This is a genomic window from Corynebacterium silvaticum, assembly GCF_004382825.2.
GTDB lineage: Bacteria > Actinomycetota > Actinomycetes > Mycobacteriales > Mycobacteriaceae > Corynebacterium > Corynebacterium silvaticum.
On record NZ_SDQO02000001.1, the window covers coordinates 39739 to 65393 of the forward strand.

The 25655-nt window shown below is 58.5% G+C and carries 31 protein-coding genes and 1 pseudogene; 22 read left to right on the forward strand and 10 right to left on the reverse strand.

The features are described 5' to 3' along the window. The first annotated feature begins 5 nt into the window (after positions 1-5). The 7 genes from ET810_RS00230 to ET810_RS00260 all read left to right on the forward strand — a co-directional run bounded on the left by ET810_RS00230 (position 6) and on the right by ET810_RS00260 (position 3752). The gene (locus ET810_RS00230) at positions 6-1226 is read left to right on the forward strand and encodes a phage major capsid protein (RefSeq protein WP_134316341.1); all 1221 of its coding nucleotides are present in this window, start codon (positions 6-8) and stop codon (positions 1224-1226) included. Positions 1227-1268: 42 nt separating this feature from the next. Next, a complete protein-coding gene (locus tag ET810_RS00235) occupies positions 1269-1490 on the forward strand; it encodes a head-tail connector protein (protein ID WP_225870274.1) in 222 nt (73 codons plus the stop codon). 114 nt (positions 1491-1604) lie between these two features. After that, positions 1605-1946 (forward strand): phage head completion protein, encoded by a 342-nt coding sequence (locus ET810_RS00240; RefSeq protein WP_134316342.1) that lies wholly within the window; start codon positions 1605-1607, stop codon positions 1944-1946. Continuing rightward, the gene (locus tag ET810_RS00245) at positions 1939-2373 is read left to right on the forward strand and encodes an HK97-gp10 family putative phage morphogenesis protein (protein ID WP_134316343.1); all 435 of its coding nucleotides are present in this window, start codon (positions 1939-1941) and stop codon (positions 2371-2373) included. The genes ET810_RS00240 and ET810_RS00245 overlap by 8 nt, the downstream gene beginning before the upstream one ends. Further along, positions 2370-2729 carry a hypothetical protein gene (locus ET810_RS00250; RefSeq protein WP_134316344.1) on the forward strand — a complete coding sequence of 120 codons (360 nt, stop codon included), beginning with the start codon at positions 2370-2372 and terminating at the stop codon, positions 2727-2729. The genes ET810_RS00245 and ET810_RS00250 overlap by 4 nt, the downstream gene beginning before the upstream one ends. A 4-nt stretch (positions 2730-2733) precedes the next feature. After that, positions 2734-3351 carry a major tail protein gene (locus ET810_RS00255; protein ID WP_134316345.1) on the forward strand — a complete coding sequence of 206 codons (618 nt, stop codon included), beginning with the start codon at positions 2734-2736 and terminating at the stop codon, positions 3349-3351. Continuing rightward, entirely contained in the window at positions 3348-3752 is a 405-nt protein-coding gene (locus ET810_RS00260) for a hypothetical protein (RefSeq protein WP_134316346.1), read from the forward strand. Before ET810_RS00255 ends, ET810_RS00260 begins: the two co-directional genes overlap by 4 nt. 190 nt (positions 3753-3942) lie before the next feature. On the opposite strand, the gene ET810_RS00265 is transcribed toward ET810_RS00260, so the two are convergent. Further along, positions 3943-4140 carry a helix-turn-helix transcriptional regulator gene (locus ET810_RS00265; protein WP_134316347.1) on the reverse strand — a complete coding sequence of 66 codons (198 nt, stop codon included), beginning with the start codon at positions 4138-4140 and terminating at the stop codon, positions 3943-3945. Positions 4141-4143: 3 nt separating this feature from the next. Next, the gene (locus tag ET810_RS00270; RefSeq protein WP_197913460.1) at positions 4144-4584 is read right to left on the reverse strand and encodes a hypothetical protein; all 441 of its coding nucleotides are present in this window, start codon (positions 4582-4584) and stop codon (positions 4144-4146) included. 102 nt (positions 4585-4686) lie between these two features. On the opposite strand from ET810_RS00270, the gene ET810_RS00275 reads away from it, so the two are divergent. From ET810_RS00275 to ET810_RS00335, 12 genes are all read left to right on the forward strand, one after another. Continuing rightward, positions 4687-7371 (forward strand): phage tail protein, encoded by a 2685-nt coding sequence (locus ET810_RS00275; protein ID WP_134316349.1) that lies wholly within the window; start codon positions 4687-4689, stop codon positions 7369-7371. Beyond that, entirely contained in the window at positions 7371-8063 is a 693-nt protein-coding gene (locus tag ET810_RS00280) for a hypothetical protein (protein ID WP_134316350.1), read from the forward strand. The genes ET810_RS00275 and ET810_RS00280 overlap by 1 nt, the downstream gene beginning before the upstream one ends. 80 nt (positions 8064-8143) lie before the next feature. After that, positions 8144-12391 carry a phage tail spike protein gene (locus ET810_RS12185; RefSeq protein WP_225870275.1) on the forward strand — a complete coding sequence of 1416 codons (4248 nt, stop codon included), beginning with the start codon at positions 8144-8146 and terminating at the stop codon, positions 12389-12391. Beyond that, positions 12391-12861, forward strand: coding sequence for a DUF1617 family protein (locus tag ET810_RS00295; protein ID WP_225870276.1), 471 nt, complete (start codon positions 12391-12393; stop codon positions 12859-12861). The genes ET810_RS12185 and ET810_RS00295 overlap by 1 nt, the downstream gene beginning before the upstream one ends. Further along, positions 12854-13048 (forward strand): hypothetical protein, encoded by a 195-nt coding sequence (locus ET810_RS00300; protein ID WP_134316351.1) that lies wholly within the window; start codon positions 12854-12856, stop codon positions 13046-13048. The genes ET810_RS00295 and ET810_RS00300 overlap by 8 nt, the downstream gene beginning before the upstream one ends. A gap of 82 nt (positions 13049-13130) precedes the next feature. Continuing rightward, positions 13131-13598, forward strand: coding sequence for a phage holin family protein (locus ET810_RS00305; protein ID WP_134316352.1), 468 nt, complete (start codon positions 13131-13133; stop codon positions 13596-13598). Beyond that, positions 13595-14419, forward strand: coding sequence for an N-acetylmuramoyl-L-alanine amidase (locus ET810_RS00310; RefSeq protein ID WP_134316353.1), 825 nt, complete (start codon positions 13595-13597; stop codon positions 14417-14419). The genes ET810_RS00305 and ET810_RS00310 overlap by 4 nt, the downstream gene beginning before the upstream one ends. A gap of 156 nt (positions 14420-14575) precedes the next feature. Continuing rightward, positions 14576-14983, forward strand: coding sequence for a helix-turn-helix domain-containing protein (locus ET810_RS00315; RefSeq protein WP_025296037.1), 408 nt, complete (start codon positions 14576-14578; stop codon positions 14981-14983). Then, a complete protein-coding gene (locus ET810_RS00320; protein ID WP_197913459.1) occupies positions 14980-15168 on the forward strand; it encodes a hypothetical protein in 189 nt (62 codons plus the stop codon). The genes ET810_RS00315 and ET810_RS00320 overlap by 4 nt, the downstream gene beginning before the upstream one ends. A 79-nt stretch (positions 15169-15247) precedes the next feature. Beyond that, positions 15248-16486 carry a recombinase family protein gene (locus tag ET810_RS00325; protein ID WP_134316363.1) on the forward strand — a complete coding sequence of 413 codons (1239 nt, stop codon included), beginning with the start codon at positions 15248-15250 and terminating at the stop codon, positions 16484-16486. Further along, positions 16483-18072, forward strand: coding sequence for a recombinase family protein (locus ET810_RS12150; RefSeq protein ID WP_134316354.1), 1590 nt, complete (start codon positions 16483-16485; stop codon positions 18070-18072). Before ET810_RS00325 ends, ET810_RS12150 begins: the two co-directional genes overlap by 4 nt. 48 nt (positions 18073-18120) lie before the next feature. Then, entirely contained in the window at positions 18121-18675 is a 555-nt protein-coding gene (locus ET810_RS00335; protein WP_134316355.1) for a hypothetical protein, read from the forward strand. 457 nt (positions 18676-19132) lie between these two features. Here ET810_RS00335 and ET810_RS11910 read toward each other — a convergent pair whose 3' ends face one another. The 3 genes from ET810_RS11910 to ET810_RS00345 are packed head-to-tail and all read right to left on the reverse strand — an operon-like array spanning position 19133 to position 20452. Further along, on the reverse strand, positions 19133-19279 hold the full coding sequence (locus ET810_RS11910; RefSeq protein ID WP_166741058.1) for a hypothetical protein: 147 nt from the start codon (positions 19277-19279) through the stop codon (positions 19133-19135). Between the two features lie 50 nt (positions 19280-19329). Next, complete coding sequence (locus ET810_RS00340; protein ID WP_134316356.1) at positions 19330-19836, reverse strand: MarR family winged helix-turn-helix transcriptional regulator; 507 nt, start codon at positions 19834-19836, stop codon at positions 19330-19332. After that, positions 19829-20452: a DJ-1/PfpI family protein gene (locus ET810_RS00345; RefSeq protein WP_134316357.1), complete on the reverse strand. Its 624-nt coding sequence runs from the start codon at positions 20450-20452 to the stop codon at positions 19829-19831. The genes ET810_RS00340 and ET810_RS00345 overlap by 8 nt, the downstream gene beginning before the upstream one ends. Positions 20453-21200: 748 nt before the next feature. On the opposite strand from ET810_RS00345, the gene ET810_RS00350 reads away from it, so the two are divergent. Continuing rightward, positions 21201-21593, forward strand: coding sequence for a hypothetical protein (locus ET810_RS00350; RefSeq protein WP_225870277.1), 393 nt, complete (start codon positions 21201-21203; stop codon positions 21591-21593). A gap of 72 nt (positions 21594-21665) precedes the next feature. Then, entirely contained in the window at positions 21666-21803 is a 138-nt protein-coding gene (locus tag ET810_RS12190) for a hypothetical protein (RefSeq protein ID WP_225870278.1), read from the forward strand. Positions 21804-21869: 66 nt separating this feature from the next. On the opposite strand, the gene ET810_RS11915 is transcribed toward ET810_RS12190, so the two are convergent. After that, the gene (locus ET810_RS11915; protein WP_166741057.1) at positions 21870-22025 is read right to left on the reverse strand and encodes a hypothetical protein; all 156 of its coding nucleotides are present in this window, start codon (positions 22023-22025) and stop codon (positions 21870-21872) included. A 247-nt stretch (positions 22026-22272) separates the two neighbouring features. Between ET810_RS11915 and ET810_RS00355 the strand changes: the two genes are divergently transcribed. Beyond that, the gene (locus ET810_RS00355; RefSeq protein ID WP_166741056.1) at positions 22273-22512 is read left to right on the forward strand and encodes a hypothetical protein; all 240 of its coding nucleotides are present in this window, start codon (positions 22273-22275) and stop codon (positions 22510-22512) included. Positions 22513-22552: 40 nt separating this feature from the next. Here the strand turns inward: ET810_RS00355 and ET810_RS00360 are convergent, their stop codons facing one another. The 4 genes and pseudogenes from ET810_RS00360 to ET810_RS12195 form a co-directional block, all read right to left on the reverse strand. Then, the gene (locus ET810_RS00360) at positions 22553-24340 is read right to left on the reverse strand and encodes a heavy metal translocating P-type ATPase (RefSeq protein WP_225870279.1); all 1788 of its coding nucleotides are present in this window, start codon (positions 24338-24340) and stop codon (positions 22553-22555) included. A gap of 6 nt (positions 24341-24346) precedes the next feature. Continuing rightward, on the reverse strand, positions 24347-24469 hold the full coding sequence (locus ET810_RS12925) for a hypothetical protein (protein ID WP_259493866.1): 123 nt from the start codon (positions 24467-24469) through the stop codon (positions 24347-24349). Continuing rightward, positions 24466-24869: pseudogene (locus ET810_RS00365) on the reverse strand (ArsR/SmtB family transcription factor). The gene ET810_RS12925 and the pseudogene ET810_RS00365 overlap by 4 nt, the downstream one beginning before the upstream one ends. 125 nt (positions 24870-24994) lie before the next feature. Continuing rightward, positions 24995-25381, reverse strand: coding sequence for a hypothetical protein (locus tag ET810_RS12195; protein WP_225870281.1), 387 nt, complete (start codon positions 25379-25381; stop codon positions 24995-24997). Between the last annotated feature and the right edge of the window lie 274 nt (positions 25382-25655).

The window sequence follows — 25655 nt, forward strand, 5'->3', positions numbered from 1 at the left end:
CTTTCATGTCCACGATGACGATTTCTGACCTGCGCACCAAGCGTGCCGAGACCTGGGAGAAGGCGAAGGCCTTCCTCGACGAGCGCCGCGATGCCACCACCGGCTGCCTGTCCGCCGAGGACGACCAGACCTACGCCCGCATGGAAGCCGATATCGACAAGCTCACCAACGAGATCGCTCGGGCTGAGCGTGCCCAACGCCTCGACGCTGACCTCGCCAGGGCGACGCATGCTCCGCTCACCTCGATGCCCGGCCAAACCGGCGAGACCGAACCAGCCAAGACCGGCCGCGCCACAGCCTCGTATAGCCGGGCGTTTTGGGATGCGATGCGCCTGAACGCCTCACCCCTCGAGGTCCGCAACGCCCTGAGCGAGGGCGTCGACACCGAGGGTGGCTATTTGGTGCCGGACGAGTTTGAACGCACGCTTGTCCAGTCGCTGGCTGACCAGAACGTCATGCGAGGCTTGGCGAAGGTTATTCAAACCACCTCGGGGGATCGGAAGATCCCTGTCGTCTCCACTCACGGCACCGCAGGCTGGCTTGATGAGGGCAAGCCCTACACCGAGTCCGACGAAGTCTTCTCCCAGGTGACGCTGTCGGCGTTTAAGCTCGGCACTTTCCTCAAGATCAGCGAGGAACTGCTCAATGACGCAGCCTTCGACGTCGAGGCATATTTGGCCTCGGAGTTTGCACGCCGGATCGGCGCGGCAGAGGAGGAAGCCTTCCTCGTCGGCACAGGCACGGGCCAGCCCACCGGCATCTTCGCCCCGGCCGGGGGCGGGGAGAAGGTGGTCACCACCGCGAAGGCCACCGACATCAGCGCGGACGAGCTGATCGACCTGCACTACGGCCTGCGTGCCCCGTATCGCAAGAACGCGGTATGGCTGATGAACGACGCCACCGTCAAGACAGTGCGCAAGCTCAAGGACGGTAACGGCCAATACCTATGGCAACCCGCCCTCACCGCAGGAGCGCCAGACCTGATCTTGGGTAAGCCGGTGCACACGTCGGCGTTCGTGCCCGAAATCAAGGCGAGCGCGAAGACGGTGGCGTTCGGTGACCTTGGTTATTACTGGATCGCTGACCGGCAAGGCCGCTCCTTCAAACGGTTGAACGAACTGTTTGCCACGAGCGGTCAGGTCGGGTTCCTCGCCTCGCAGCGCTTGGACGGCAAGCTCGTCCTGCCCGAGGCGGTGAAGGTGTTGACCCAGAAGGCCACCGCCTAAACACTGACCCGTTGACCGTTGAGAGAGGAGGTGGCAGCCCCGATGGCCACACCAACACCGACCGCTGAACTAGTTGAGCTCGTGAAGGCGAATCTGATTCTCGCTCACGACGAAGACGACGCCCTGATCGGCTCGCTGGTGGGGGCTGCCACCTCCTATGCCGTCGCCTACCAACACCTACCCGACTCCTACTATGAGGATCATCCGATGTCGGGGACGACACGGCAGGCGATCGTCTTGTTGGCGACGCATTTCTATGAGTAACGTGACGGCTCCACCGCAGGGTTCTGGGCGGACAAGCCTGAAGCGGCAAAGGCAGTGTGGAACGCCGTCAACAATCTGCTCCGACTCGACCGCGAATGGAAGGTATAAGAAGCCATGGCTGGTATTGGTTCCATGCGCGAGCACATCGACTTGATCGTGCCGGTGGTGGTGCGGGATAAGGCCGGGTTCACCACCACTAATGATCGGATCGTGGCTACGGTGCGGGCGTATCGGGAGACCCGGCACGCCACGGCTGCGTGGGTGAACCGCGCTGCCTATACGAACGCCACCGTCCTGTTCCGCATCCGCACCATGCCCGGACTCGACGTCACCGAGGCGATGGAGATCGCCACTCACGATGGCCGGTTTGTGATTGACACGGTCGAAGTGATCGGCCGCTATGTCGAAATCCTCGCCCACCAATCTGTTCCTGAAGGGGAGCTAAACCATGGCTAAAGCTCAGATCAAGTTACCAACCGCGTTCATTGATTCCCTCGATGCCGCCTCGGCTCTGCTCGATGCAGCCGCCGACGAGGTACTCAACGCCGGTGCTGACGTGGTCGAACCCCGTCTGCGGGCCAACCTCACTGTCACGATCGGCAAGGGGGTGACGCCGTCACGCTCCACCGGGCAACTCCTTGGCGCGCTCGGCACGACGGCTGTGCGGGTGAATTCGCGGGGTGAGCACAACTTGAAGATCGGGTTCGCTGAAAACCGCCGGGATGGCAGGTCGAATGCGCTGATCGCGAACGTGCTCGAATACGGCCGCTCCAACCAGCCCGCAAGGCCCTTTCTGGCACCCACCCGATCCCAAACCCGCCGACCAGCGACGGAGGCGATGAAGCAGGCACTGACTGCGCGGATGAACCAGGTAGCACCATGACCCCACTGTTGGAACGACTCACTGCAGTTGCCGACGGCCTCAGGGTGCCGATCGCGGTCGGCCTCTACACGGCCACACCCGTGCCGGACACCTATCTCGTCGCCACACCATTGGCTGACCTGTTTGACATGTTCGCCGACAATCAGCCCGGCGTCGAGGTCGAAGAAGTACGCCTCAGCCTGTTCACGAAAGGCAACTACCTAGCTGAGCGTGACCGCCTCACTGCCGCGCTACTCGAAGCCGGTTTGGTTATCACGGCGCGCCGCTATGTCGGCTACGAGCCCGACACCGGTTTTCATCACTACGGCGTTGATCTCGCCGCCCACAACCCCTACAACATTCTGGAAGGATTTTAGCCCCATGGCCACGATTGGATTAGACAAGCTCTACTACGCCACCATCACCGAAGACCCCGCCACCGGCGAGGAAACCTACTCCAAGCCCACCCAGCTCGCAAAAGCAATCTCCGCCGAACTGAGCGTTGAGTTGGCTGAGGCGATCCTATATGCCGATGACGGCGCATCGGAGATCGTCAAAGAATTCAAGTCCGGCACCCTCACCCTCGGTGTCGACGACCTCGGTGCGGACGCGGCCGCTGCTTTGACTGGCGCGAGCGTGGATGCGAACGGGGTGCTCGTGTCGACCTCGGAGGACAACACGACGCCGGTGGCGATCGGGTTCCGCGCCGCCCGCTCGAACGGGAAATACCAGTATTTCTGGCTGTACCGGGTCAAGTTCGCCCTCCCCACGACAACGCTTGCGACGAAGGCCGATTCGATTACGTTCTCGACGCCGACAGTGGAGGGCACGATCCTGCGACGCAACAAGCCCGATGCCAAGGGGAGGCATCCGTGGAAGGCTGAAGTCACCGAAGGCGCACCCGGCGTCAAGCCAGAGACCATCACCGGCTGGTACACCGCCGTCTACGAACCCACCACCACGACCGCTAGCGCGCCCCAGGAAGGAGAGCCGCGATGACAACTAAGACGAAGAAGACCGACTCCGATGATGCGGTCGTGGTGATTGGTGGCCAGCCCTACGAGCTGATCCTCACCACGCGTGCGACCCGTGAGATCGCTGCCCGCTATGGCGGGCTGGAAAACCTCGGCGAAGCCTTAGAGTCCAGTGAGGACTTCGCCCACACCCTTGGTGAGGTGATCTGGCTGATCACCCTCTTGGCGAACCAATCCGTCGCGATCCACAACCTCCAACACCCCGACGACCCCAGGAGCGAGCTGACGGTGGAGGCAGTCGAGTTATTGACCGTCCCCGCTGATCTGGCTGACTATCGGGGTGCGATCGCTGCCGCATTGCAGCACGGCACGAGGCGTGCGATCGAGACTGTTTCAGTCCCAAAAGACCCGGCGAAGGACGCATAACCACCAGCACCGAGGCCACCTTCACCAGGCTGACCTACATCGGCCTGGCACACCTGAACCTCATCCAGACTGAGGTGGAGCTCATGGTGTTCGGGCGGCTGTTGGATCTGGTGGATTGCTGGCTGATTGAGACCGGCAGGGCTAAGCCGGCTCGCACGTGGTTTATTGATGACGTGATTCCGGACGGGGTTTAAAAGCCATCTGGGGTGAAAATGTCTTCTATCTTGCAATTAAAGGTTTTCGCGATAGTGAATGCTAAGGGCAGGGAGGGGTCGAAGCGACCTTTTTCGATGGAGATCACGGTTTGACGGCTGACTCCGAGTAGTTCGGCGAGTTTTTCTTGTGACAAGCCGGCCTGTTTGCGGAGCGTGACGAGATTGTTTTTCACGACTCACCTATGCTTCGCCCACAAATAGGAAACCCCGTAGATCAGGAATTCGAACACGACTATTCCCGCCAACACGAATGAGACGACCCCTGATGTTACCGCTGCGCCGATGCCTGCGGCCGCGACGGTGATCAGGAAAGTGTTCGTGGCTGCGAGCGAGTGCCAATGATGCTCCACGGCTTGTTCTGGATGAGCCGTCGCGCCCGGCAGGCTCGAGCGGTCAACGATTAAGACCCATACCAAGCCGATGAGTGGGCCGGCCAAACAGGCCGCGAGAATCATCACGGCCACCCACCGATATTCGCCAGGCGGATTGGACACCACCCTGAACACGGCAGTACCTATCGCAAGCAGCATCCCGACGACCACCGCAGGAACGGCTGCCTTGACTCTCGTTCCCCGCACATACCCCCACGCCGGTTGCTTGGCAGTTACATCTTCCATAACAGGCTCCATTCTCCCAATCTATTCTAACGCCCACCATCCTAATGTCAAAGACACTTTACGTCAAGTGGGTTTGACATTATTTGTGAAAGGACCCCGCCCATGGCTGATAGCTCGTTTGGTTTGAAGATTGGGTTGGAGGGTGAGCGGGAGTTTAAGCGCGCGATCACCGAGATCAACCGCGAGATGCGGGTGCTCGGTTCGGAGATGAAGCTCGCGGCGTCGGCGTTTGCGAAGAACGAGACTTCGGTTGGGTCGTTGACGGCGAAGAACCAGGTGCTGGCTAAGGAGATCGACGCGCAGCGGCAGAAGGTGGAGACGTTGCGGGCGGCGTTGGATAATGCGGCTTTCTCGTTTGGGGAGAACGATTCCCGGACGAAGAATTGGCAGATCCAGCTCAACAACGCCCAGGCCACGTTGAATGGGCTGGAGGCTGAGCTTGAGGACAATAACGACGCGCTCAAGCAGTTCGGCTCGCAGGCTGATGGTGCTGGTGATGACGCGAAGGATGCGGCGAACCAGACTGGCAGGCTCGAGGATGCTGTCGATGATCTTGGCGGCGAGCTGGATGATACGTCGGGTAAGACCAGGATCTTCGGTGACGTTCTGAAAGCCAATCTGGCTTCTGAGGCGATTATCGCCGGGGTGAAGGGCATCGTGAACGCGGTCGCTGGGGTGGCTAGAGGGTTTGCTGGAGCGATGAAAGATGGCGTGGAGTACAACGCTCGTATGGAGCAATACACCACCAGTTTCACTACGATGCTTGGCGACCAAGCCAAAGCCCAACAGTTGGTGAATGATCTAAAGCGTGAGGCGGCTAGGACTCCGTTCGGGATGGAGGACTTGGCCAAGAACACCCAAACGTTGATGGCCTTCGGTATGTCCGCCGAGGAAGCACAGCTCCGGTTGGGTCAACTTGGCGATATTTCTCAAGGTGATGCGGTGAAGCTCGAGTCGCTCACGCTCGCGTTTGCGCAAATGTCGTCGACGGGCAAGCTCACCGGGCAAGACCTGAATCAGATGATTAACGCTGGTTTCAACCCGCTCGAGGAGATTTCGCGCAAGACGGGTAAGAGCATTGGTGAGTTGAAGGAGGAGATGGGTAAGGGCGCTATTTCGGCTGAGATGGTGGCGGACGCGTTCGCCAGTGCTACTGCTGAGGGTGGAAGGTTTTATGGGGCGATGGATGCCCAGTCTCAGACTTTTTCCGGCCAGCTCGCGACTTTAGAGGACGGGGTTGCGAACTTGAAAGGCGTGCTCGCTGGTGGCTTGTCACAGGCGTTGGCGGGCACGGTGTTGCCTATGGTCAACGGCTGGGTCGATGAGTTAACGGCTGCGTTCGAGGAAGGCGGCGCGCCTGCTCTGATCGAGACGTTCGGGCAGATTCTGCAAGAAGCCCTGGCGTTTATCGCAGAACAACTCCCTGCCGTGATCGAGACCGGCATGTCGATCCTGACTGCTCTGATTGAGGGCATCATCGAAGTTTTGCCGTCTTTGGCTGAGACTGCCGTGCAGTTGGTGACTGCCTTGTTGGAAGCGATCATTGAAGCGTTGCCGTTGTTGCTGGATGCGGCGTTGCAGGTCATCGCCACACTGGCCACAGGTATCGGCGAGGCTTTGCCGGAGTTGATCCCGGCGGCTATTGAGATGCTGACCGCGCTCGTTCAAGGACTGATCGATAATCTGCCGATGCTGTTAGATGCGGCGTTGCAGCTGATCACCGGGCTGACGCAGGGGCTACTGGAAGCCTTGCCGGTGTTGATTGAGGCGTTACCGCAGATCGTGACGGGGATCGTGGAGTTCCTGATCGGGGCGATCCCGCAACTGATCGAAACCGGCATCACACTACTGACGTCGTTGGTGGGGGCGTTGCCGGAGATTATTACCGCGATTGTGACCGTGTTGCCGCAGATCATCACCGGCATCACCACCACACTCTTAGCGGCCTTGCCGCAGTTGGTGCAGGCAGGCGTGCAGCTGTTGACGGCATTAATCCAGAACCTACCCACGATTATTTCCACGATTGTGGCCGCCCTGCCACAAATCATTTCGGCTATCGTGTCGGCGATTGGTGGCGCGATTCCACAACTCGTCCAAGCAGGCGTCCAGTTGTTCACCGCGTTAATCCAGAACCTACCCCAGATTATTTCGACGATTGTGGCTGCGGTTCCGCAAATCATCACAGGGATTGTGAACGCGGTCGGCCAAGGCGTGGGTCAGATGGCTTCTGCCGGGGTTGATCTGGTACGAGGCTTGTGGAACGGCATCCAGTCGTTGGCTGGCTGGTTGTGGGATCAGGTAGCAGGGTGGTGTAGTGATATTTGGGATGGGATTACCGGATTCTTCGGTATCAACTCACCATCGAAAGAAATGGCCTGGGTTGGTGACATGCTCACACGAGGACTAGCAGGTGGCATCACCACCACTGGTCAGCGTGCTATTACCGCCGCCCAAGATGTCGCCAAAGACACCCTAGGCGCGATGAACACCCTCACTGAGGGTATCACTGTGCCCATCGCCACGGATATTGAGCCGGTGCGTGTCCCTGAAATCGATCTTGCGCCGGTGTCTGTGAACGCTCAACATTCCACGCAACCTGATGGTACGAACGATCGAGTGGACGTGGCGGGGATTATTGACCACACTGCCCGGCGATTGCTGGAGAGCCTAGATATCAAGGTCGTGCTCAACGACGGGACGCTGGTCGGTAAACTCGCGCCGGGGCTGAACCGGCAACTCGCGCGCCTGAGTAGTCATCAGGGTGTGTTGGTGGGAGGAGGGGTCTAATGCGCGCCTTCACCCTAGACCACACCACCACGTCCGCTTCGCTCGGGCTACGCTTCACCGGCCCAGTAGAAATCCCAGCCGCCCAGCGGGTTGTCGAGGACATCGACGTACAAGGCCGGGCAGGGACACTGACCCGGCTGGGCGGCTGGCACGACACCGTCATGACCCTGCCACTGGCGGTGAACCTCACCGGGGGTGTGGATGCTTATCAGCGGGCGGCACTGGCTTTGAGTAACGCTAGCGTGATTGGTTTGTCGGGTGATCCGGGCGTGTTCCGCCACATTAAGCACGCCACGATCTCGCCGCTGCGCCGCGAGCTAGCTTCATGGGGCATGTTTGAAGCCGAACTGACTTGCGCGCCATTCACCTACCTCAACATCGGGCTGGTCAAGCACACGCTGACCGTTTCGGGCACGATCACCAACCCCGGCCTACTCGACTCTGCGCCGGTCGTCACCGTGTATGGCACCGGCATGCTGACGCTCACGATCAACGGCACCCCGTATCGGATGTCGTCGCCGTCCGGTCAGGTCACATTGGACTCGGCGCGCCTGGTGGCGCATGTGGCGGGCCGGGTCCAAACCGATGCGCTCACCGGCGACTTCCCACGCTTGGTGCCGGGGGTGAACAGGTTCGTTCTCGGCACAGGCATCTCGTCAATCGAGGTCACCGGAAACTGGCGCAACCCCTAACCACCGCTGACGTTCGTCACCTATCTGCCCGCGATCACTAGTCGCGGGCTTGCGTTTTTCTGGGAAAGGATCTGCCTGCCATGTTGACTGTTCACGACCGCAGCTCAATCGATTTCACCGCGACCGGGCTGGGCGTCCTCGACCCGCACGTGGTGGAGGCGCGTGTGGTGGAAGAACTCGGCGGCCAATACGCCCTGAGCCTCGTCTATCCGGCCGACGGGCCACTCGCCAAGCACCTCGTCTTGGAAGCACTGATTGCTGCGCCGGTACCAGGCGTTGCTGCGCGGCAGGGGTTTCGCATCCATGAGGTCTCCACCACCCTCGACGGCTTGTTGCAGGTGACGGCGTTTCATGTGTTCTACGATCTGGCGGGTAATTTCATCGCCGACACCTACGTGGTGAACAAAACCGCGAAGGCGGCGCTCGACCAGCTGCTCGCAGCAGCAGCCACGCCGCACCGGTTTACCGCCACCAGCTCCGATACTGCCACCAGGGCCTCTGCGCGGGTGGTGCGGATGCCGCTCGCAGCGGCAATCATGGACACTGGCGAGGACAACACGTTCGCGTCCCGCTGGGCTGGCGAGATCACCCGGGATAACTGGCACATCCACCACGTTCTACGGCGGGGCGCTGACCGTGGCGTGGTGATTCGGGATCGCAAAAACCTTACCGGCTACGAATCCGTTATCGACCTCACCAGCGTGGTCACCCGGATTGTGCCGGTTGGGTATGACGGGATCACCCTGCCAGAACTCTATGTCGACTCACCCAGGCTGGCGTCGTTCGTGACGCCGCGCATCCGTGTCATGCGTTATCCGGATATTAAGGCGATCACAGACCCCGAGCGGCCGCGCGAGGATGAAGTGCCCCTTGACCAGGCACACGCTCTGCTGCGCCAAGCAGCACAAGCCGAATTCTCGAGTCATCATGTGGATGAGCCCGCTGGATCATATTCGGTGTCGTTTGTGGAGCTCGCCTCCACAGAGGAATACTCGGATTTCGCGCAGTTAGAGACGGTGCTGCTCGGCGACACCGTGACCGTCCGCCACACAGATCTCGGGGTTGCATTGACCGCACGGGTCGTGGCCTACGACTACGACCCACTAGCCAAGAGCTATGTGTCGGTGGAGCTCGGGTCAGTCGCCGCCACATTTACCTCGGTGACCCGCACCATCTCCTCAGCAGTTCAGGCTGCTGAGGCGGCGAGCGATCTGGCCGGTGTGGCACTCGCTAGTGCGGATGGGAAAACCACGAACCACTACGGATCCACTCAGCCCACCCAGGCTCGGCTGGGTGATACGTGGTTCAAAACCAACGGGGAAACCACCGAGATTTGGATCTACCAGGTCACTGACACCGGCCAGCCCGGCTGGGTCGCACTTGCCACAGACCTCAACCACGCCCAAGTCACCGCTGAACTCGCAGCAGCCAGAGCCGAAGTGGAGGCAGCCCAAGTGGCTGCTGAGGATGCGCAGGCCGCTGCTAACGCAGTCGCCGTGCGTATGAGTGCGGCTGAGAGCGAGATTGGGCTTGCACGCCAAGCCGCCACGGATGCTGCCACCACAGCAGGCCAGGTCGACCAGGCCACCACCGCGATCACCCAACGTCTCACTGATGCGGAGGGCGAACTTACGCAAACGGCGAGTGCTGTTAGCGATCTTGACACCCGCCTGATGGAAACCACGAGCATTGCTCAAAGCGCGGCGTCTGAGCTTGCGTCCGTGGATGCGCGTTTGGATGGGATCGATCAACAGGTCACTGCTGTAGCGGCTGATGCTCAGGCGGCGCACAACGCTGCCGTGGATGCTGCCATACAAGCCTCGCAGGCTTCGGTAGAGGCGGCGCGCGTGGCAGGGATCGCGGACGGGAAAGCCGACGTCCTCATCCAACCCGTCGTCCCAGCCACAGAGTTGCAGAAGCCTTCGACCTTGTGGATCGATACCACAGCGGGCGCGAATACGCCCAAGCGCTGGAACGGCACCACCTGGGTGGCAGTCACCGACAAGGCCGCGATCGATGCCGCAACGAAAGCAACGACCGCCACCAATGCTGCTTCTGTTGCGCAGCAGCGTGCTGATGCTGCCTACACCCTGGCCGACAGCAAGCCGTCGGATGCCCGGGTACAGGAGCTGGCTGATGCGGCTGAGCAGGCGGCGATCGTGGCGGCTGCGGCTGATGCGCAAGCCAAAGCCGACCAAGCCACAGCCGACGCCCTCGCTGGTGCCGCAACAGATGCCCAAACCCGGGCGGATGCTGCGAAAGCGCAGGCGATCGCTGCCGCTAGCCAGGACGCTGCCACGAAGGCTGCCCAAGCGTTAGCGGACGCGAAGGCCGCGTTGAATGTGACGTTGGCGCAGGCGCGTAGTGAGATTACGACTGAGATTGAGAACTCGGCCAACGGGAAGAACACCATCACCCTGTCTACGGGAAGCCCCACGGGTGTGGGGTCTCGGGTTGGGGATACGTGGTGGCGGCGTGCAGGTTCGGTGATTATCGGGCAGTGGTCGTGGGACGGGTCGAGGTGGCTGGCCACGAGACTTCGCCACGAAGTGATCGCCTCCGTTGACGTCAACGCGCTGCTGGTGTCGGGCTCGGCGCGAATGAACCAGGCGGTCGTGGCGAAGATTATTGGTGACGCGGCGTATTTTGGGACGCTGGCTGCTCACCGAGTTGTTGTCGGTGACGGGACGAACTTGTGGTCAGATCAAGACCTGACGTACAGATATGCAGGGTGGGATAATAGCCCGCCGGGTAGGTTGTCCAGGGTTGCCACGGGCCAATATAACGCGCAGTACTATCCACACACGGACATTCTGGTGAAACCCGGTGAACAGTACCGGGTCACTTTCGAGTTCTCCCGGTCAGATCCCAGCCAAGGGGTCGGTATCGCCTACCGGCGTCACTTTACCGCCACTGATTCGTGGCCGAACAGCGGCACGATCGCTCACGCCAAACCCGGCGACACGACGGTGACGAGCATGCTCATCACCGTCGCGGACGGAGTGGATGTGTTGCGGTTTGGGCTGGTCACCGATGCGCACACCACGCCCGGGGCGCGCGTGGAACTATGGAATATCCAGATACGTCGACTGACCTCGGCAACGATGATCGAAGACGGCGCAATCACCACTGACAAGATCGCCGCTAATACGATCACCACCACACACCTGCAAGCAGGAGCGGTCACCTCCGACAAACTCACCATCGCCAACGGTTTCATCACCAACGCGATGATCGCCAACGCCGCCATCGCGGATGCGAAAATCGCCTCGCTGTCGGCCTCGAAGATCACCACCGGCTATCTGGCCGCTGCCAGGATCCAAGCCGGATCCATCACGAGCGACAAACTCGTCATCGCCAACGGGTTTATTACGAACGCGATGATCGCTAACGCTGCAATCACGGACGCGAAAATCAGTTCACTGTCGGCCTCGAAAATCACCACCGGCACGCTGAGCGCGAACCGGATCGCGGCCAGATCGATCACGAGCGACAAACTCACCATCGCGAGCGGTTTCATCACCAACGCGATGATCGCCGATGCGGCGATTACGGATGCGAAGATCGCCGGGCTGGATGCGGGCAAGATCACTACCGGCACGTTGAGCGCTGCCCGTATTGGGGCGCGGTCAATCACTGCCGACAAGCTTGCCACGAACGCGATCCAAGTCGGGCTCGCCGGATGGACTAGCTCGATTAGGATCTCGCCGACTCAGATCGCCTGGTACAGCGGTTCGTCGTTGGAGGAGAAGATTACTAGTGCGGGGATGCAGTTTTGGTACGGGACTCGCTACATCGGAGAAATGGCGCGCCGCCAAAAGAAAGACACCGCCGACGTGCAGGGCATCGTCTCCCAGCTTGCTTACCGGGGTGACTATGTGGCCTGGGCGTACCAGACCACCTCGACCGGGGACTACTACACGTGCCTCACACTCGATCCGAAAGGCCGGTTCTACGGGCGGGCCGGGATCCACCTGGGTGCCGATCTGCGGATGAACGGCTACAAGGTCTACACCTCCGACACTCGCTACATCTCCTTCGTTGACACCAACTACACGGGCAAAGGCACGTTCGCGTCGATCTCATCATCGAACGGACTGACCAAGATTGGGTTTCACACCTATGACCTGCTTATCACAACCAACGGGTCGTATTACAACATGTCCCGCGTGTTCGACCGGCTCAAAGACCTCATGGCACGGGTCAATGAACTCATCCGCCGCCTCAACTACGGCTGGATCGTCTCTATCTCCGGGTCCGGGTCGAACATCACCTGGTCGAACTACGACAACACCGGCCTATCAACCATGTCCACCACCATCTCCTAATGAAAGGACCACCCATGCGACTGTTGATTCCTAACCGGCACCTTGCCTCGATTGCCACGCTCCTGGAGGGCATGGTGTTGAAGCCTGCCCGGTCGAGGGCGCGCTCCAAACTTCTCGACCTGGTGGAAGATGCACAGATGAGGTTCGGGAAAGACGAATACGACCTCGTCACCCACCACGCCACCCTCGATGGTGAGGGTAAGCCGATCATTGGTGAGGACGGCACCTTCCAACTCGCGCAGGGCACCGATACGAGGGAGTTCCTCCGCCTGCGCGACGAACTCCTCGACTCCCTGGCGGAGGTGGAGGGTCCGACCTACGCCACCCACCTGCCCGATATCACACGCTTACTCACTGAGTATGACGAGCCGCTATCTGGGCAGGCCGCTGCCGCTTACAGCGTCCTGTTCGACGCTGTGGAGGCCGCCCAAGAAGCCGAGCCAAACGTGAAGGAGACCGGCGATGAGTGAGACCCCACCAGAAGACGTGCCCTGGGAGGAGACCGTAGTGCATCCGATCGAAGTCATGCCACCTGATCTCACACCGGTGGAACCAGCCCCGCCGCCTGATGAAGTACTCGGTGAGGTCGGCCCAACAACGCACTCGTTTGATTTGACCGAGCCAATCCTCGATGTGCTAACCAGCCCGACGCTTTAGAACTCCCTGGCTCGATGACATAGCCCGCATCCCGTTTGGGGTGCGGGTCTTTTCATGCCCACCAACGTAAAGGAACACATTCATGTCTGTGAAAGCCATCTGGGTGGCGATCCAAACCGGCCTGGCCGGGGTCGGGGCCGCGATCGCCGCCTTCCTCGGAGGCCTTGACGGCCTCATCTACGCACTTCTGGCCTTCGTCATCGCCGACTATGTGACCGGCGTGCTGGCCGCCATCAGTGAGCGGCGCGTGTCGTCTGCGATCGGTTTTAAAGGGATCAGCCGAAAAATCGTGATCTTTGCCCTCATCGGGCTGGCCCACCTACTCGACGTCCACATCATCGGCACCCCTGGCGTGCTGCGCACAGCCACCATCCTGTTCTACCTATCCAACGAAGGCATCTCCCTGGTCGAAAACGCCACCCGCCTCGGCCTACCCATCCCCGCCCAAATGCGCGGGGCGCTCGACGTGATCGCCAACCGCGAGGCCCAACGTCCCCCACTCACAACCACACCATCCACTACCGACTCTGTGAAGGAGAACGAACAATGAAGAACTGGAACACGCTCGAGGCCGACGACAACCGGATCCTCGCCAAACATTACACCGCCGGACGCGGCGGGCGGAAGATCGACAAGGTCATCATCCACCACAACGCAGGCAACCTCACCATCCCCGGCATCTGGGACGTGTGGCAAACCCGCCAAGCCTCCGCCCACTACCAAGTCGACTCTCAAGGCCGTATCGGCCAGCTCGTGTGGGACTCTGATACGGCCTGGCACGCAGGAAACTGGGCCGCCAACACCACCTCCATCGGCATCGAACACGCCGACATCTCAAGCAACCCCTGGCGCATCAGTGATGCCTGCTTGGAGGAAGGCGCGCATCTGACCGCAGCCGTGTGCAAGTACTACGGCCTCGGCCGACCCCAGTGGGGAAAGAACGTCTTCGGGCACAAACACTTCTCACCAACCGAATGCCCAGCCTCACTGGCCGGTACTCAGCATGCTGCATATATGGCGCGAGCCCAGTACTGGTACGACCAGATGACCGGCACCACGCCGACACCCAAACCGCAACCCACGCCAACACCAGCAGCAAATATTGATGCGTTGGCTGATGCGGTCATCCGTGGCGACTACGGCAATGGCAACGAACGCAAGCGTCGCCTCGGAGCCAATTACGCAGCCGTGCAAAAGCGGGTGAACGAGAAACTCGCCGGTGGTAGCCCCTCCAAGCCCTCCGCCAATATCGATGCGCTGGCTGATTCGGTGATTCGCGGGGACTACGGCAATGGTGACGAACGCCGCCGCAGGCTCGGTGAGAATTATGTGGCAGTGCAGGCGCGTGTGAATCAGAAACTCGGCTACTAACCCCAACCAGCGATCTGCTGACTACATGGCCCCGCTGCTGCCCTTCGTGGTGGTGGCGGGGCCTTTTTCGTTTTCCTGGCCAAGGGGGAGTGGGTGGTTATAAATCGGTGTGGCTCGAAGCCCTGTCAGTAGAGATCTACTGATGAGGAGAGTGCCGTGGCGAGTGAGATTACCCGTGAGCAAGTGATGGAGCTACGCCGCCGAGGCGCATCGTATGGGCAGATCGCCACCAGTTTGGGCATGTCACGCAACACGGTGAAGTCAATCTGCCGCAGAGCCGACATCACCACCGCCCCGGCAGTCGAGTCTGAGCCTGCAAAGGTATGCGAACAGTGCAACGGCCATATCGAGCCAGCGGTAGCAGGGCAAAGGTTCTGCTGCGATGCGTGCCGCCTGGCGTGGTGGCATGCCCACCCGGAGCGGCTCAACCGGCAAGCGATCTACACCTTCACCTGCGCCGCCTGCGGTGAGAGTTTCGATGCCTACGGAAACAAGCACCGCAAGTACTGCTCCCACCCGTGCTATATCCGCCACCGCTTCAACACCCGAGGCGGCAGACCATGACGAGCGACATCTTCGATGCCGAAGTCGACCTCACCCGCCAGGTCGCCTTCATCGATCAACTTGCTCAGGCCGGTGCGCTCACCGAACAGGAAGCGAACACCGTTCTCGCCCGAATCGCAGACGAGTCGGCAGCTGTGGTGGGGGCGCTGATTGTGCGGGTTCGACTGGATAAAACCCGGGTTTAGAGCGTACATGGATACAACCAGAACCCCTAGCCAACAAAGGAAAACGAAGGGCGAAAGGAGATTGATGCACGTGGGTGAGATGAGGGTGATCCCAGCAAAACTAGCCCGGCCACAGCGGCTGAAGGTTGCAGCCTATGCGCGGGTGTCCACCGAACACGAACGGCAACTGTCGTCTATCGCCGCCCAAGTCTCGCACTACTCCCGCCTCATTCAATCCACCCCTGGTTGGGACTATGCGGGTGTGTTCATCGACGAAGGCATCACCGGCACCTCCACCAAACACCGCGACGGATTCAACGACCTCATGGACACTGCCCGGGCAGGCGGCATCGATGTGATTTTGACGAAGTCGATCTCCCGGCTTGCCCGCAACACCGTTGACCTGCTCGAGACTGTGCGTGAACTGAAAGCCCTGGGTGTGGCGGTGCGGTTCGAACGTGAACAGATCGACACCGCCACCGCTGACGGTGAACTCCTGCTCACCCTGTTGGCATCGTTTGCACAGGAAGAATCCCGATCCATGTCAAAGAACGTCAAATGGGGGATCAGGAAGAAATACGCCGACGGATTCATGCACTCGCGCCAACCCTACGGCTACCAATACGTGGGTAGTGACTTGGTCGTCATCGAGGCCGAAGCCGAGATCATCAGAAGGATATTCACGGAGTTCCTTGCAGGCATCTCACCCGAAGCCACAGCCGCCCAGCTGAATGCTGAAGGGATCACGCCCAGGCGCGGAGCCAAGTTTCGTGGGAAGACGATCCGTAAATGGCTCGAAAACGAAATCTACACCGGCCGCGTGATTCTGCAAAAGTACTATCGGCCAAAAGTGTCAGAATCGAACTGTCATACCAACACTGGCGAGCTGCCACGCTACCTCGTCGAGGAATCCCACCTGGCGATCATCGACCAAGCCACGTTCGATGCCGTCCAAGCCGAGTTTGCCCGGCGCAGACATCTTGGACGTGGAGCCACACCCTCAGGTGGAACTACCGGGCTCACATCTCGGATCGAATGCTCTGTCTGTGGCAGGTTCTATCACCGTCGCACCAAGAAACGCCGCGCGTCGACATACAAGTTCTGGTGGTGCGAAACCGCCACCAAAGGCAAAGGCAACCCCTGCCGGGCATCCCAAATCCGAGAAACACACCTCACCAGGGTCTGTGCCAGCGTGCTCGGCCTCGACGACTGGGACGACGAGCACGCGCTCACGCACCTGACAAAGATCGTCGTCAACGCCGACCGCACACTCACCATCCACACCACCAGCGGCGAAGCACCGGTGACGGTGAGCCTGGACGAGAGGAGCGCACGATGACCACGACGCAAATTCGGCGCAAGCGGGTTACCGCGATACCTGCCACGAAAACACCCGGACACAATGCCACGGCGCAGGGTGTTCAGCGTCGGCGTAGAGTGGCGGCCTACGCGCGGGTCTCCACCGAAGCTGAGGAACAAGCCTCCTCCTATGAGGCGCAAATCGACTACTACACCCGCCACATTCAATCGCGCAGCGAGTGGGAATTCGCAGGCATGTATGCCGACGAAGGCATCACCGGCACCACCACCAGACACCGCGAGGGCTTCAAAAGCATGATCGCTGACGCCCTTGCCGGAAAAATCGATTTGATCCTCACCAAGAGCGTGTCCCGGTTCGCCCGCAACACCGTCGATACCCTCACCCACGTCCGCCAGCTCAAAGACGCAGGCGTGGAGGTCTACTTCGAAAAAGAAAACATCTGGACCCTGGACTCTAAAGGCGAACTACTCATCACCATCATGAGTTCACTTGCCCAAGAAGAATCCCGCTCCATTTCTGAGAACGTCACTTGGGGACACCGGAAACGCTTCGCCGACGGGAAAATCATGGTGCCCTACTCATCCCTGCTCGGATACAAGAAAGGTGAGGACGGAAACCTCGCCATCGACGAAACTGAGGCCCCGATCGTGCGGCACATCTACGCCCGCTTCCTTCAAGGCGCAACCCCGCAAACTATCGCCAAAGAACTCACAGCTGATCAGATCCGCACCCCGCGTGGCAAACAGATTTGGTCGCCCTCTACTGTTCGTTCGATCTTGGCCAACGAGAAATACAAAGGCGATGCGCTGCTGCAAAAGAGTTTCACCACCGACTTTTTGACCAAAACCATGAAAGTCAACGAAGGTGAAGTACCGCAGTACTACGTCACCGGAAACCACGAACCCATCATCAACCCTGCCACGTGGGACGCCGTCCAAGCAGAACTCGCCCGCCGGGCAGGCAAAGGCACCTCCAACACGCACCCCTTCGCCAACATGATCACCTGCTCTGACTGCGGCGGCAGTTTTGGGCGGAAAGTCTGGCACTCCACCAGCAAATACCGCCGCTACATCTGGCGCTGCAACAACAAATACAAAAAGACCCATCGCTGCGCCACGCCCCACATCACCGACGAACAAATCAAAGACGCCTTCGTCGCAGCCCTGACCGAGCGGGTCACCAGCAACGACTCGCTCGATGACACCATGCGCCTTCTCGATGACACCATCTACAACACCCGCGAGCTCGAAACCCAGCAGAACAGGCTAGGGGAGTGGCTCGAAGAAACCATCACGCTGATGAACCAACTCATCACCACCGCAGCATCCAGCGCCCACGACCCAGACGACTACGACCGCCGCTACCGCGAGCTAGAGGACCGGCATCATCAACTCGAGACCGAGCACCAGCACATCAGCGAGCAGATCGATGATCTGCGACACCGCCGAGCCCAAGCCATCAAAGTCCGCGACTACCTCGCCACCCAGCCACCACTCGCATACAGCGATCAAGCCTGGAACACCCTCGTCGACCACGCCACCGTCACCGCTGACGGAGTCATCACCATTCTCTTGAAAGATGAGATCAGTACTAGCAAGGACTGAGCCGGATGCACCGAGAATTCTGTCGGTGCTTGACCTTAAAATTGGTGCATGGATGTTGCATCATGGATTTCCGCTGGCGCTGCAGTCGTTTCAATCCTTGGCGGCGCATTTGCTTACTATCAGGCGAATCTGTCGAAGAAGGCGAAAACCGAAGCGGTAGAAGAACGAGAGCGGGCACAACGTGCCGAACAGCGAGCAATCGAAGCAGCTGCAACTGCAGAAAACCAACTGAAAGCGGCGCAGCAACAAGTTCATGTTCTCGAACAGCACCTGCCCGCAATCGCGACGGCAGTCGAGAAATCTGGAACTGACCTTCAGAACTCACTAACTACTGGAGCGACTTATCAGCCTCGAATCGAATGGATCACCGGTAGCCAGTACGCCATCGTCAACCCCACAGCTACTACGCTGCGAATCGAAAACATCCTCAACAAGGACGAATTCGTCAGATTAGACTTGCAGGTCCCTTTTGAAGTACCGCCATCTTCTCAGGCGACATTCCTTGCTCTTGGAGCATGGCAACAACCGCTACCTGACAATCTCATTCTTGATGAAGTTGGATGTGACGAACCGCTTTATCTAGCGATTCCTCTAAAACGCTGAAACCAGAAGCACCGAGGATGTGCCAAATGCACCCACACTCTTGACTTTTGCACTCACCTAGCCGCTCCATGCACCCACCTAGAGCCTTGTATCAAAATGAACGTTTAAAAGTACCCCAGGGGGAAGTGTTGAACTCTCGTGAGAGGGTCAGCACTTCCTCCACTGTTTTGCCCCGATGCAGTACTCCAGCAGCAAGCCTCGGACCTCTGGCTCGTCCATTCGCGGCTTCGCGAAGCGCTGGTAGAATGGCCCGATCGAGGTCTCGTCCTCGTGCAGAAGTGCCGCGTCCTACCAATGCACTCAGCTGAATACTGAGAGCCTGTGTCGCCGTGGCGGATCAATCCTTGCTTGATACGACGAGTACCCACACTCAGCAGCGGGTGCCGAACGCGATCAGCGGCAGCCTGTCGCCCGGTGCGAAGAACCTAACTCCTAATCTGTACGCTAGCTGGCGGGCTCAAATCCGTTGGTAGTCCACGATATGGCTGCTGAATAGCCGGGACTCGTGAGCACGAGTCCCCACATCATTAATCACCACGTTGCGAGCAACGTGGTGATTAATGTCGATGAGTTTATGATAAGCGCGCGGGCTGATGGCTCGCATATTGTGATCGATTCTCTTGGCAGCGCTGTAGTTTTGTGTATGAATACGGTTCAGGACGAATGCTTCTCGCGGTATAGGCGCGACGCATCTATTACCCGTCTAATGATCGCGTTTAATTGCTTGAGGTCTGTCTCTTCGAGTTTGCCTCCGACTGCATTTGCCCACCGATGCTGCTCGGCCTCGATCGCACTCACCGTGTCGCGCCCGCGGGTGGTTGGCTCGAGCAGCTTTGCGCGCCTGTGGTTGGGATTTGGGCGCCACGTCGCCCACCCGGCTGCCACGAGATCATCGGCAACGCGTTGCACGCTTTGCCGAGCGAGGCCGCGACCTACCCGGCGCGCAATCTCAGCAACTGGTAAGGGCTCGGTAAGCGTTGTACCGAGCACCTGCCAACGCGCGGGTGTTAAATTGTGAGGTCGAGTGATGAGTGCGGCTGCTTCGAGAAACTCTCCACTCAACTCGAATGCCGGTAGTACGAGAGCTGTGAGTGCGTCTCCCTCGGTAGTACGCGCTAGCGGCGCTGCGTGTGCGCGGTCGAATGTTCTGGAGTCAAGCATGCATAACTTTCTCTGTGGCGGCCGTGAAGTTTTCATATTCTGCGAGTCCGCCTCCGAGGTATAGCTCGCGCCAAGCGTCAGCGAGTTCGTCTCCGAACAGACCTGAGATGCGAAAAACCTCGGCCGCGAACGCCACCGAGTGCACTCCCGACCCAGTCGTCACGCCACGGTCGGTCACTACCGGAGCATCGACATAGTGCTCGCCACCGGCGTAACCGCTGTGCTGCAAGAACAAGGCGGCATTGCTCGTGTGCCGGCGATCATCAAGCACGCCGTGCTGAGCAAGCGCGAACGTCGCTCCGCAAATCGCGGCTACAGGAGTGCATGAGGCGATTAGCCGATCCACTGTCGCGAGAAGTCGGTCGTGCCCATCAAAATAGGTGTCGGCACCCGGAATCACTAGACATGCGATCTTTTCGGGATCGAGGTCGTCCAGATCAGCATCGGGCTTTACATGCATGCCTCCCAACGACTTCACCTCAGCCGTGCCATCACCGACAAACAGTATGCGAAACATCCCGGGGCGCATGGTATTAGCCCGCGTGACCTCTGCAGTGATGTGTGCGTACTCCCAGTCTGCCATGGTGTCAGTTGTGTAGATTGCGATGGTCTGCATCAGATTCCTCTCTTTGCTATTGACAGCGTGCTGTCAGTATACCATGTCTCATAAAATCAGGTTGAGATTCAAGGCAAAGAGTTCGTTGTTATCCTGCGAGGGCTCGAGAAGCTGTGGTTGTTCACGAATGAAATGCGTGTGTCGTACTTCTCCGTGCGAAGAACCACGTCTGATTCAGGCGCTATGGAAGATCCGAAGGGGTGTGAGTTCTGGGGCTGAATACGCTTGTTAAAATGGTATCGAAAACCTACCACGAAGATGACTAGAGGCACCTCTGAAACGGGATACCAACCAGGCAATACGCAACACGGTCTCCTGACTGCGATGTTCGGCCTTGAACTAGTCTTGAGTCGCCGATTGACAGCAAGTGGGTGCTCAATGTTTGGGTTGTGCGCCCACTTGACTGTTGTGCGCACCCACACTCTTGACTTTTGCACCCACCTAGCCGCTCCATGCACCCACCTAGAGCCTTGTATCAAAATGAACGTTTAAGTAACCATCTCACCCGCTTACCGCTCAGGTAAGCGGGTTTTTGCTTATCTGCCTGCAGAATATAGGACCCAGCAAGACTGCGATATGGAATAGGTAGACGCATATCTTCACTGGTATGCCCGTCGTGCAGTATTTCTGCTACGTAGCACCCAGTGGAAGTGATTTCAGTACGTGTGTAGCGGATTTATCAGCGGGTCTTTCCTGTCGTGGATCTCCGCGGGTAGCAGTACTGGTTGGATGGGTGTAAAAATTTTACATGTCTTATCCCAATGCGTACGGTCTGGGGCGTGGCGGAGGTTTTAGGCTTATTTTTTCTTTCCTAACAGCTGAGAACGTGATCTTTTCTTTCCTATCGAAAGAAAACGTAGTTTTTTCTTCCAGCTACCGTCAAAGAAAAAGACTAGAGCACCTTAAATTCCTGGATGAAGCTCTAGAAAGAGAGTGGGAAAAAGACGATGAGGAAAGCATCAAGAAACAGATAAAGGAGATAGAAGGAAAATTCTCCGGCAAACACTGGGTACGGCAGCCCTCCTGGATGGAAGTCGCGATTGCAGGGGCGATGATAACATCGCTGACGTTAATCGTATCGGGGGCTATTTTCTTTGTCTCTCACATACTCTCTGAACACATATTGCGTGAGAATGGTTAGGAACAAGGCGGGGTTCTCGCCTTAGAGCTAAGGATTTTGATAATCGGGATTCTCCTGTTCCTTATTATTGTTTTGAGCGCGCCTATCCTGCTGGATTGGCCTGGTAGTAAAGCCCCGGATACGCGCAAGAAGAAGAAAAATGGGGAAAGCGTTAATGAGGACATAGAAACCGCCTCCGAGATGATTCCTCTAGCCTTGCCTGTGCGGTGAGGATAGAGACCTTATTTTTTGGTTGTTGCCTGCCTCATAGAATGGTCACTTCTTTGTGTGCCCGCACTATTGCGCCGAGATGTCGGCCGTGCACCCGCTCCGCAGCCCAAAGATCCACCCTGGCGAATCACTAGCGCCCGACTCTTTGATCTTCACCTCAAAGATTGTCGCAAGACGCTCTAGCCTCAATTCCGAACCGGCATCTTGGGTAGTCTGAGGCATGGGGGGGGTAGCCGTTGGAGTACCAATGGTGCTCCATGCATCCAGCCTGATGGGACTGAGAACATCGGGGCGTGATTCGGCCAGGTGCCGGACTCGGGCGATTTTGGGGTAAGCGGGGGTAAGGACAAAGTGATATGCCCTATCTGGGCAAAAGCAGCTGAATCAATTCGTGACGATGCGTAGCGTTATGGGAAGAAACGAATGGTAAGCGCTAATCAGACAGTCTGATTGAAAAGGGAAACCACTAATGGAAAAGAACATCATCCAGCAGTTCGCAGCAGGGGAAGCGACGATGGACGACGTGAAACGAGCACTCGACAACGAACCGAAGGGTCCGGAAATCGACCGCAGAAAGATTCCGGTGCGCGACGACCTGCCGTTCATGGACAACCTACTAACCGAGATTCGGGTGGCAAAATTCCGCGGGAAGATCACGACGGAACAAGCAAACGAAATGTACGAACACGCAATCAAGAGAAACAAGTAACCTCACACGCTATGCTGCGTGGAAGCGAGGCTTTCTTTCGCTAACCGAAAATAGCCGCGCATGTTGCACGGTTTGTCACTTCACCGTCATCCAACCACAGTCGCCTGGCCTGCAGCTCCCTAGCGCCGCCGCGGGATGAGCCGAGCTGAGTTGAGGATAAAAGCGGTTTCTCGACATGGATGAACGCTGCAAACACGGGGGAGAGCAGTCCATACGAGGCAAGGACCATGCCAAGGATGTCGATGGCAACGGTGCCGATGAAGTTGAACATGATGATTTTTCGGGCACGTTTGGCCACGTGGACAGTGTGCGCAAGGTCGTTGAGATCAGAGCTGATAAGGACTACGTCTGAGCTTTCTTGAGCGATATCGGTGCCTGATCCCATGGCGATCCCCACGGTGGCATGCGCTAGAGCGGGGGCGTCGTTGACTCCGTCGCCGATCATTGCAATCGTGCGTCCGGCGGTGCGTTGTGCGTCGATAATGGCGAGTTTGTCGTCGGGAAGCAACCCTGCGTGGACTTCGTCGATACCTAGCTCGGTTGCGACGTCCCGTGCTGTGGTCTCCTGGTCGCCGGTGAGCATCATGGTTCGCAGCCCGAGTTTCTTCAGGCCCGTAATGGCAGATTTCGCGGAATCACGGATGGCATCAGCCAAGAGAATCGTGCCTGCATAATGTCCGTCGATGCTGATGTGGACGGCAGTAGCGGTACCGTGGGCATCAACCGTATCCGGCGCACCTGATACCAGGGAACGGTTCCCTGCGCGCACCGTTTTACCTGCGATTATGACCGTCACGCCTTGCCCTGGTTGATAAACAAAATCTTCAGCCTGGCCGATAGGAAGCCCCTGCGCGCGAACATATGCGACGACAGCTTGCCCTAACGGATGCTCGGAATAAGATTCAGCGGTTCCTGCCAGCGTAAGCAGATCTTCGCGGTCAATGCTTGTCGACGGCACGACCTCCACGACCGTAGGGACGCCGGTAGTAAGGGTTCCTGTTTTATCGAAAACAATCGTATCGACGCTAGAAAGTGCTTCAAGGTGGGCGCCGTCCTTGATAAACGCTCCATTTCTGGCGATTCGGGCGATGGCCGCTAAAACTGCGAGCGGTGTGCCAGCCGCGATTCCGCAAGCGCCAGCGACAACAACCACGGCAATCGTGGCCTTGAGATCGTGGGTAATGAGGTAGGTGATCACGGCGCTGGACAAGGCGAGATACACCAGCCATGCTGCGAGTTTATCGGCGAGGCGCTGTGCTGGTGGTTCTGTGGATTGTGCCTGTTCCACTGCCGCGATGATTCGTCCGTAGGAGGACTCAGTGCCGACTCGTTGTGCACGAACTTCGACCACACCGATCTGGTTGATTGATCCGGCAAACACCTCATCGCCGACCGTAATATACACAGGCAGGGGTTCTCCGGTGATACGTGATTGGTCAGCGCTTGATTGACCGGAAATAACGGTCCCATCAACAGGTATGCGCCCACCCGGGGACACGATGACGGTGTCTCCTGCGACAACCTCATGCAAGGGCACCAGGATGGTCTCATGGTCGCGTCGGACCTGCACTGTCTCGGGGAGGAACGTCATCAGGTCAGTCAAGGCCCCGCGACCGCGATCCAGCGAAAGATCTTCTAAGATCTCTGCGGCCAGGGCGAAAGCGGTGATCACCAAAGACGTTATCCACTCACCGATGGCTGCCGAAGCGACAATTGCGATGAACATGGACAGCTCCATGCTCATCTTCCTATGACGCAAGTCCTCAAAGGCTTCGAGCGCGATTGGCCAGCAGCCCACCACCAGGCCAAGAACCGCGATGACCGGCATCGTCGGCTACGGCCACGTGAATCCTAGGGCGAGCGCTACTGCGCAGAGTGCTACGAATAAGGTGCGCGCGAGGTCTTCGCGGTCGATGCGTCGCCATAAGCTACGCATATCTGTTGATGAGGTACTCATTGTGCAGCGCCAGGAGTCTCGATATCGGCAGTAATAGAACCGTCAGGATTGCGATGGTGCGTCGGCGCAGAGCGCACCACATGTTGCTGAGCGTGGAACACGGCGTGCGTGACGAGCTCGCGGGCGTGATCGTCGATAAGCCGATAAAAGACTCGATTGCCATCTTGGCGAGCCTCGACGATCTTTCCCCAGCGCAGTTTTGCTAGATGCTGCGAGGTGGTCGTGGGGGCTTTGCTAATTTCTTCTGCTAGCTCATTGACGGATTTTTCCGTGTCGCGCAAAGTCAGGATGATATGATGCGCACTCGTGTGGCATCCGAAAGCAGGGCGAACACCTCGGCGGCGAAGTTGGCGTATTGGCTCTCCGGGTTGAATGTGCATTTCTTAGTATCTTCACGCATGCTTAGATATTAAGGTTTGAGGGGGAAAGTGGCAACCCTGTTGTGTCTGTTTATGGGCTGGGTGCAAAAAGAAGTCGCTCTCCCCGGGATTACCTGGGTAGAGCGACTATATGGGCTAACAGCGATTAGCGGAATAGCTGAGGGAGTCGATCTTTGAAGAAGAACCAGATAGCTCCAGCAGCTGCGCTGATGATGGCAAGCGCGCCGGCGACCCAGGGGGCGTAGGTGCGGAAGGGGGAGTTAAGGCTTTGCGTGTGCTCGACGTGAACGTGGCAGGCTGGCTCGCTGCTGTCTTTCTCGGTAATAGGGAAAGTGAGTCGTTTTGTCACTTCTTGTTTTTGGATGTCATCTTCCGTCACCGTGTAGGTGTAATCAATTGCAGCAAAGTCATTTCGACTCAGGTATGTCTGATCACCGTCGTTGGTTATTGGCTTTATGACGATTTTCCTCATGGTGTCAGGTGTGCCGTCAATTTCGGGAGGGCTGCTGATGGCGACATCGATTTTGGTCATAGAAGTGTTGGTAATCGAGATTTTGTAGTTGATTGTGTCTCCTGCCGCTGCGTGCCGGGCGAATCCCCAAGATGTTTCCACGGGGAGCAATACAGCGGGTGCGCTTTTGCATTCGTCTTCGATTTTGTTTGTCGCGCCCGCTGTCGGGGCAGCAACCAAAGCGGACGCTGCGGTGGCGACTGCTCAGGTCAGTGCGATTGCTGTTCGTTTTACACGATTTTGGGAGGGGGCGGCGGGCTTCATGAGGGCCTTTCGGGAGAGAGGGATTGTTAGA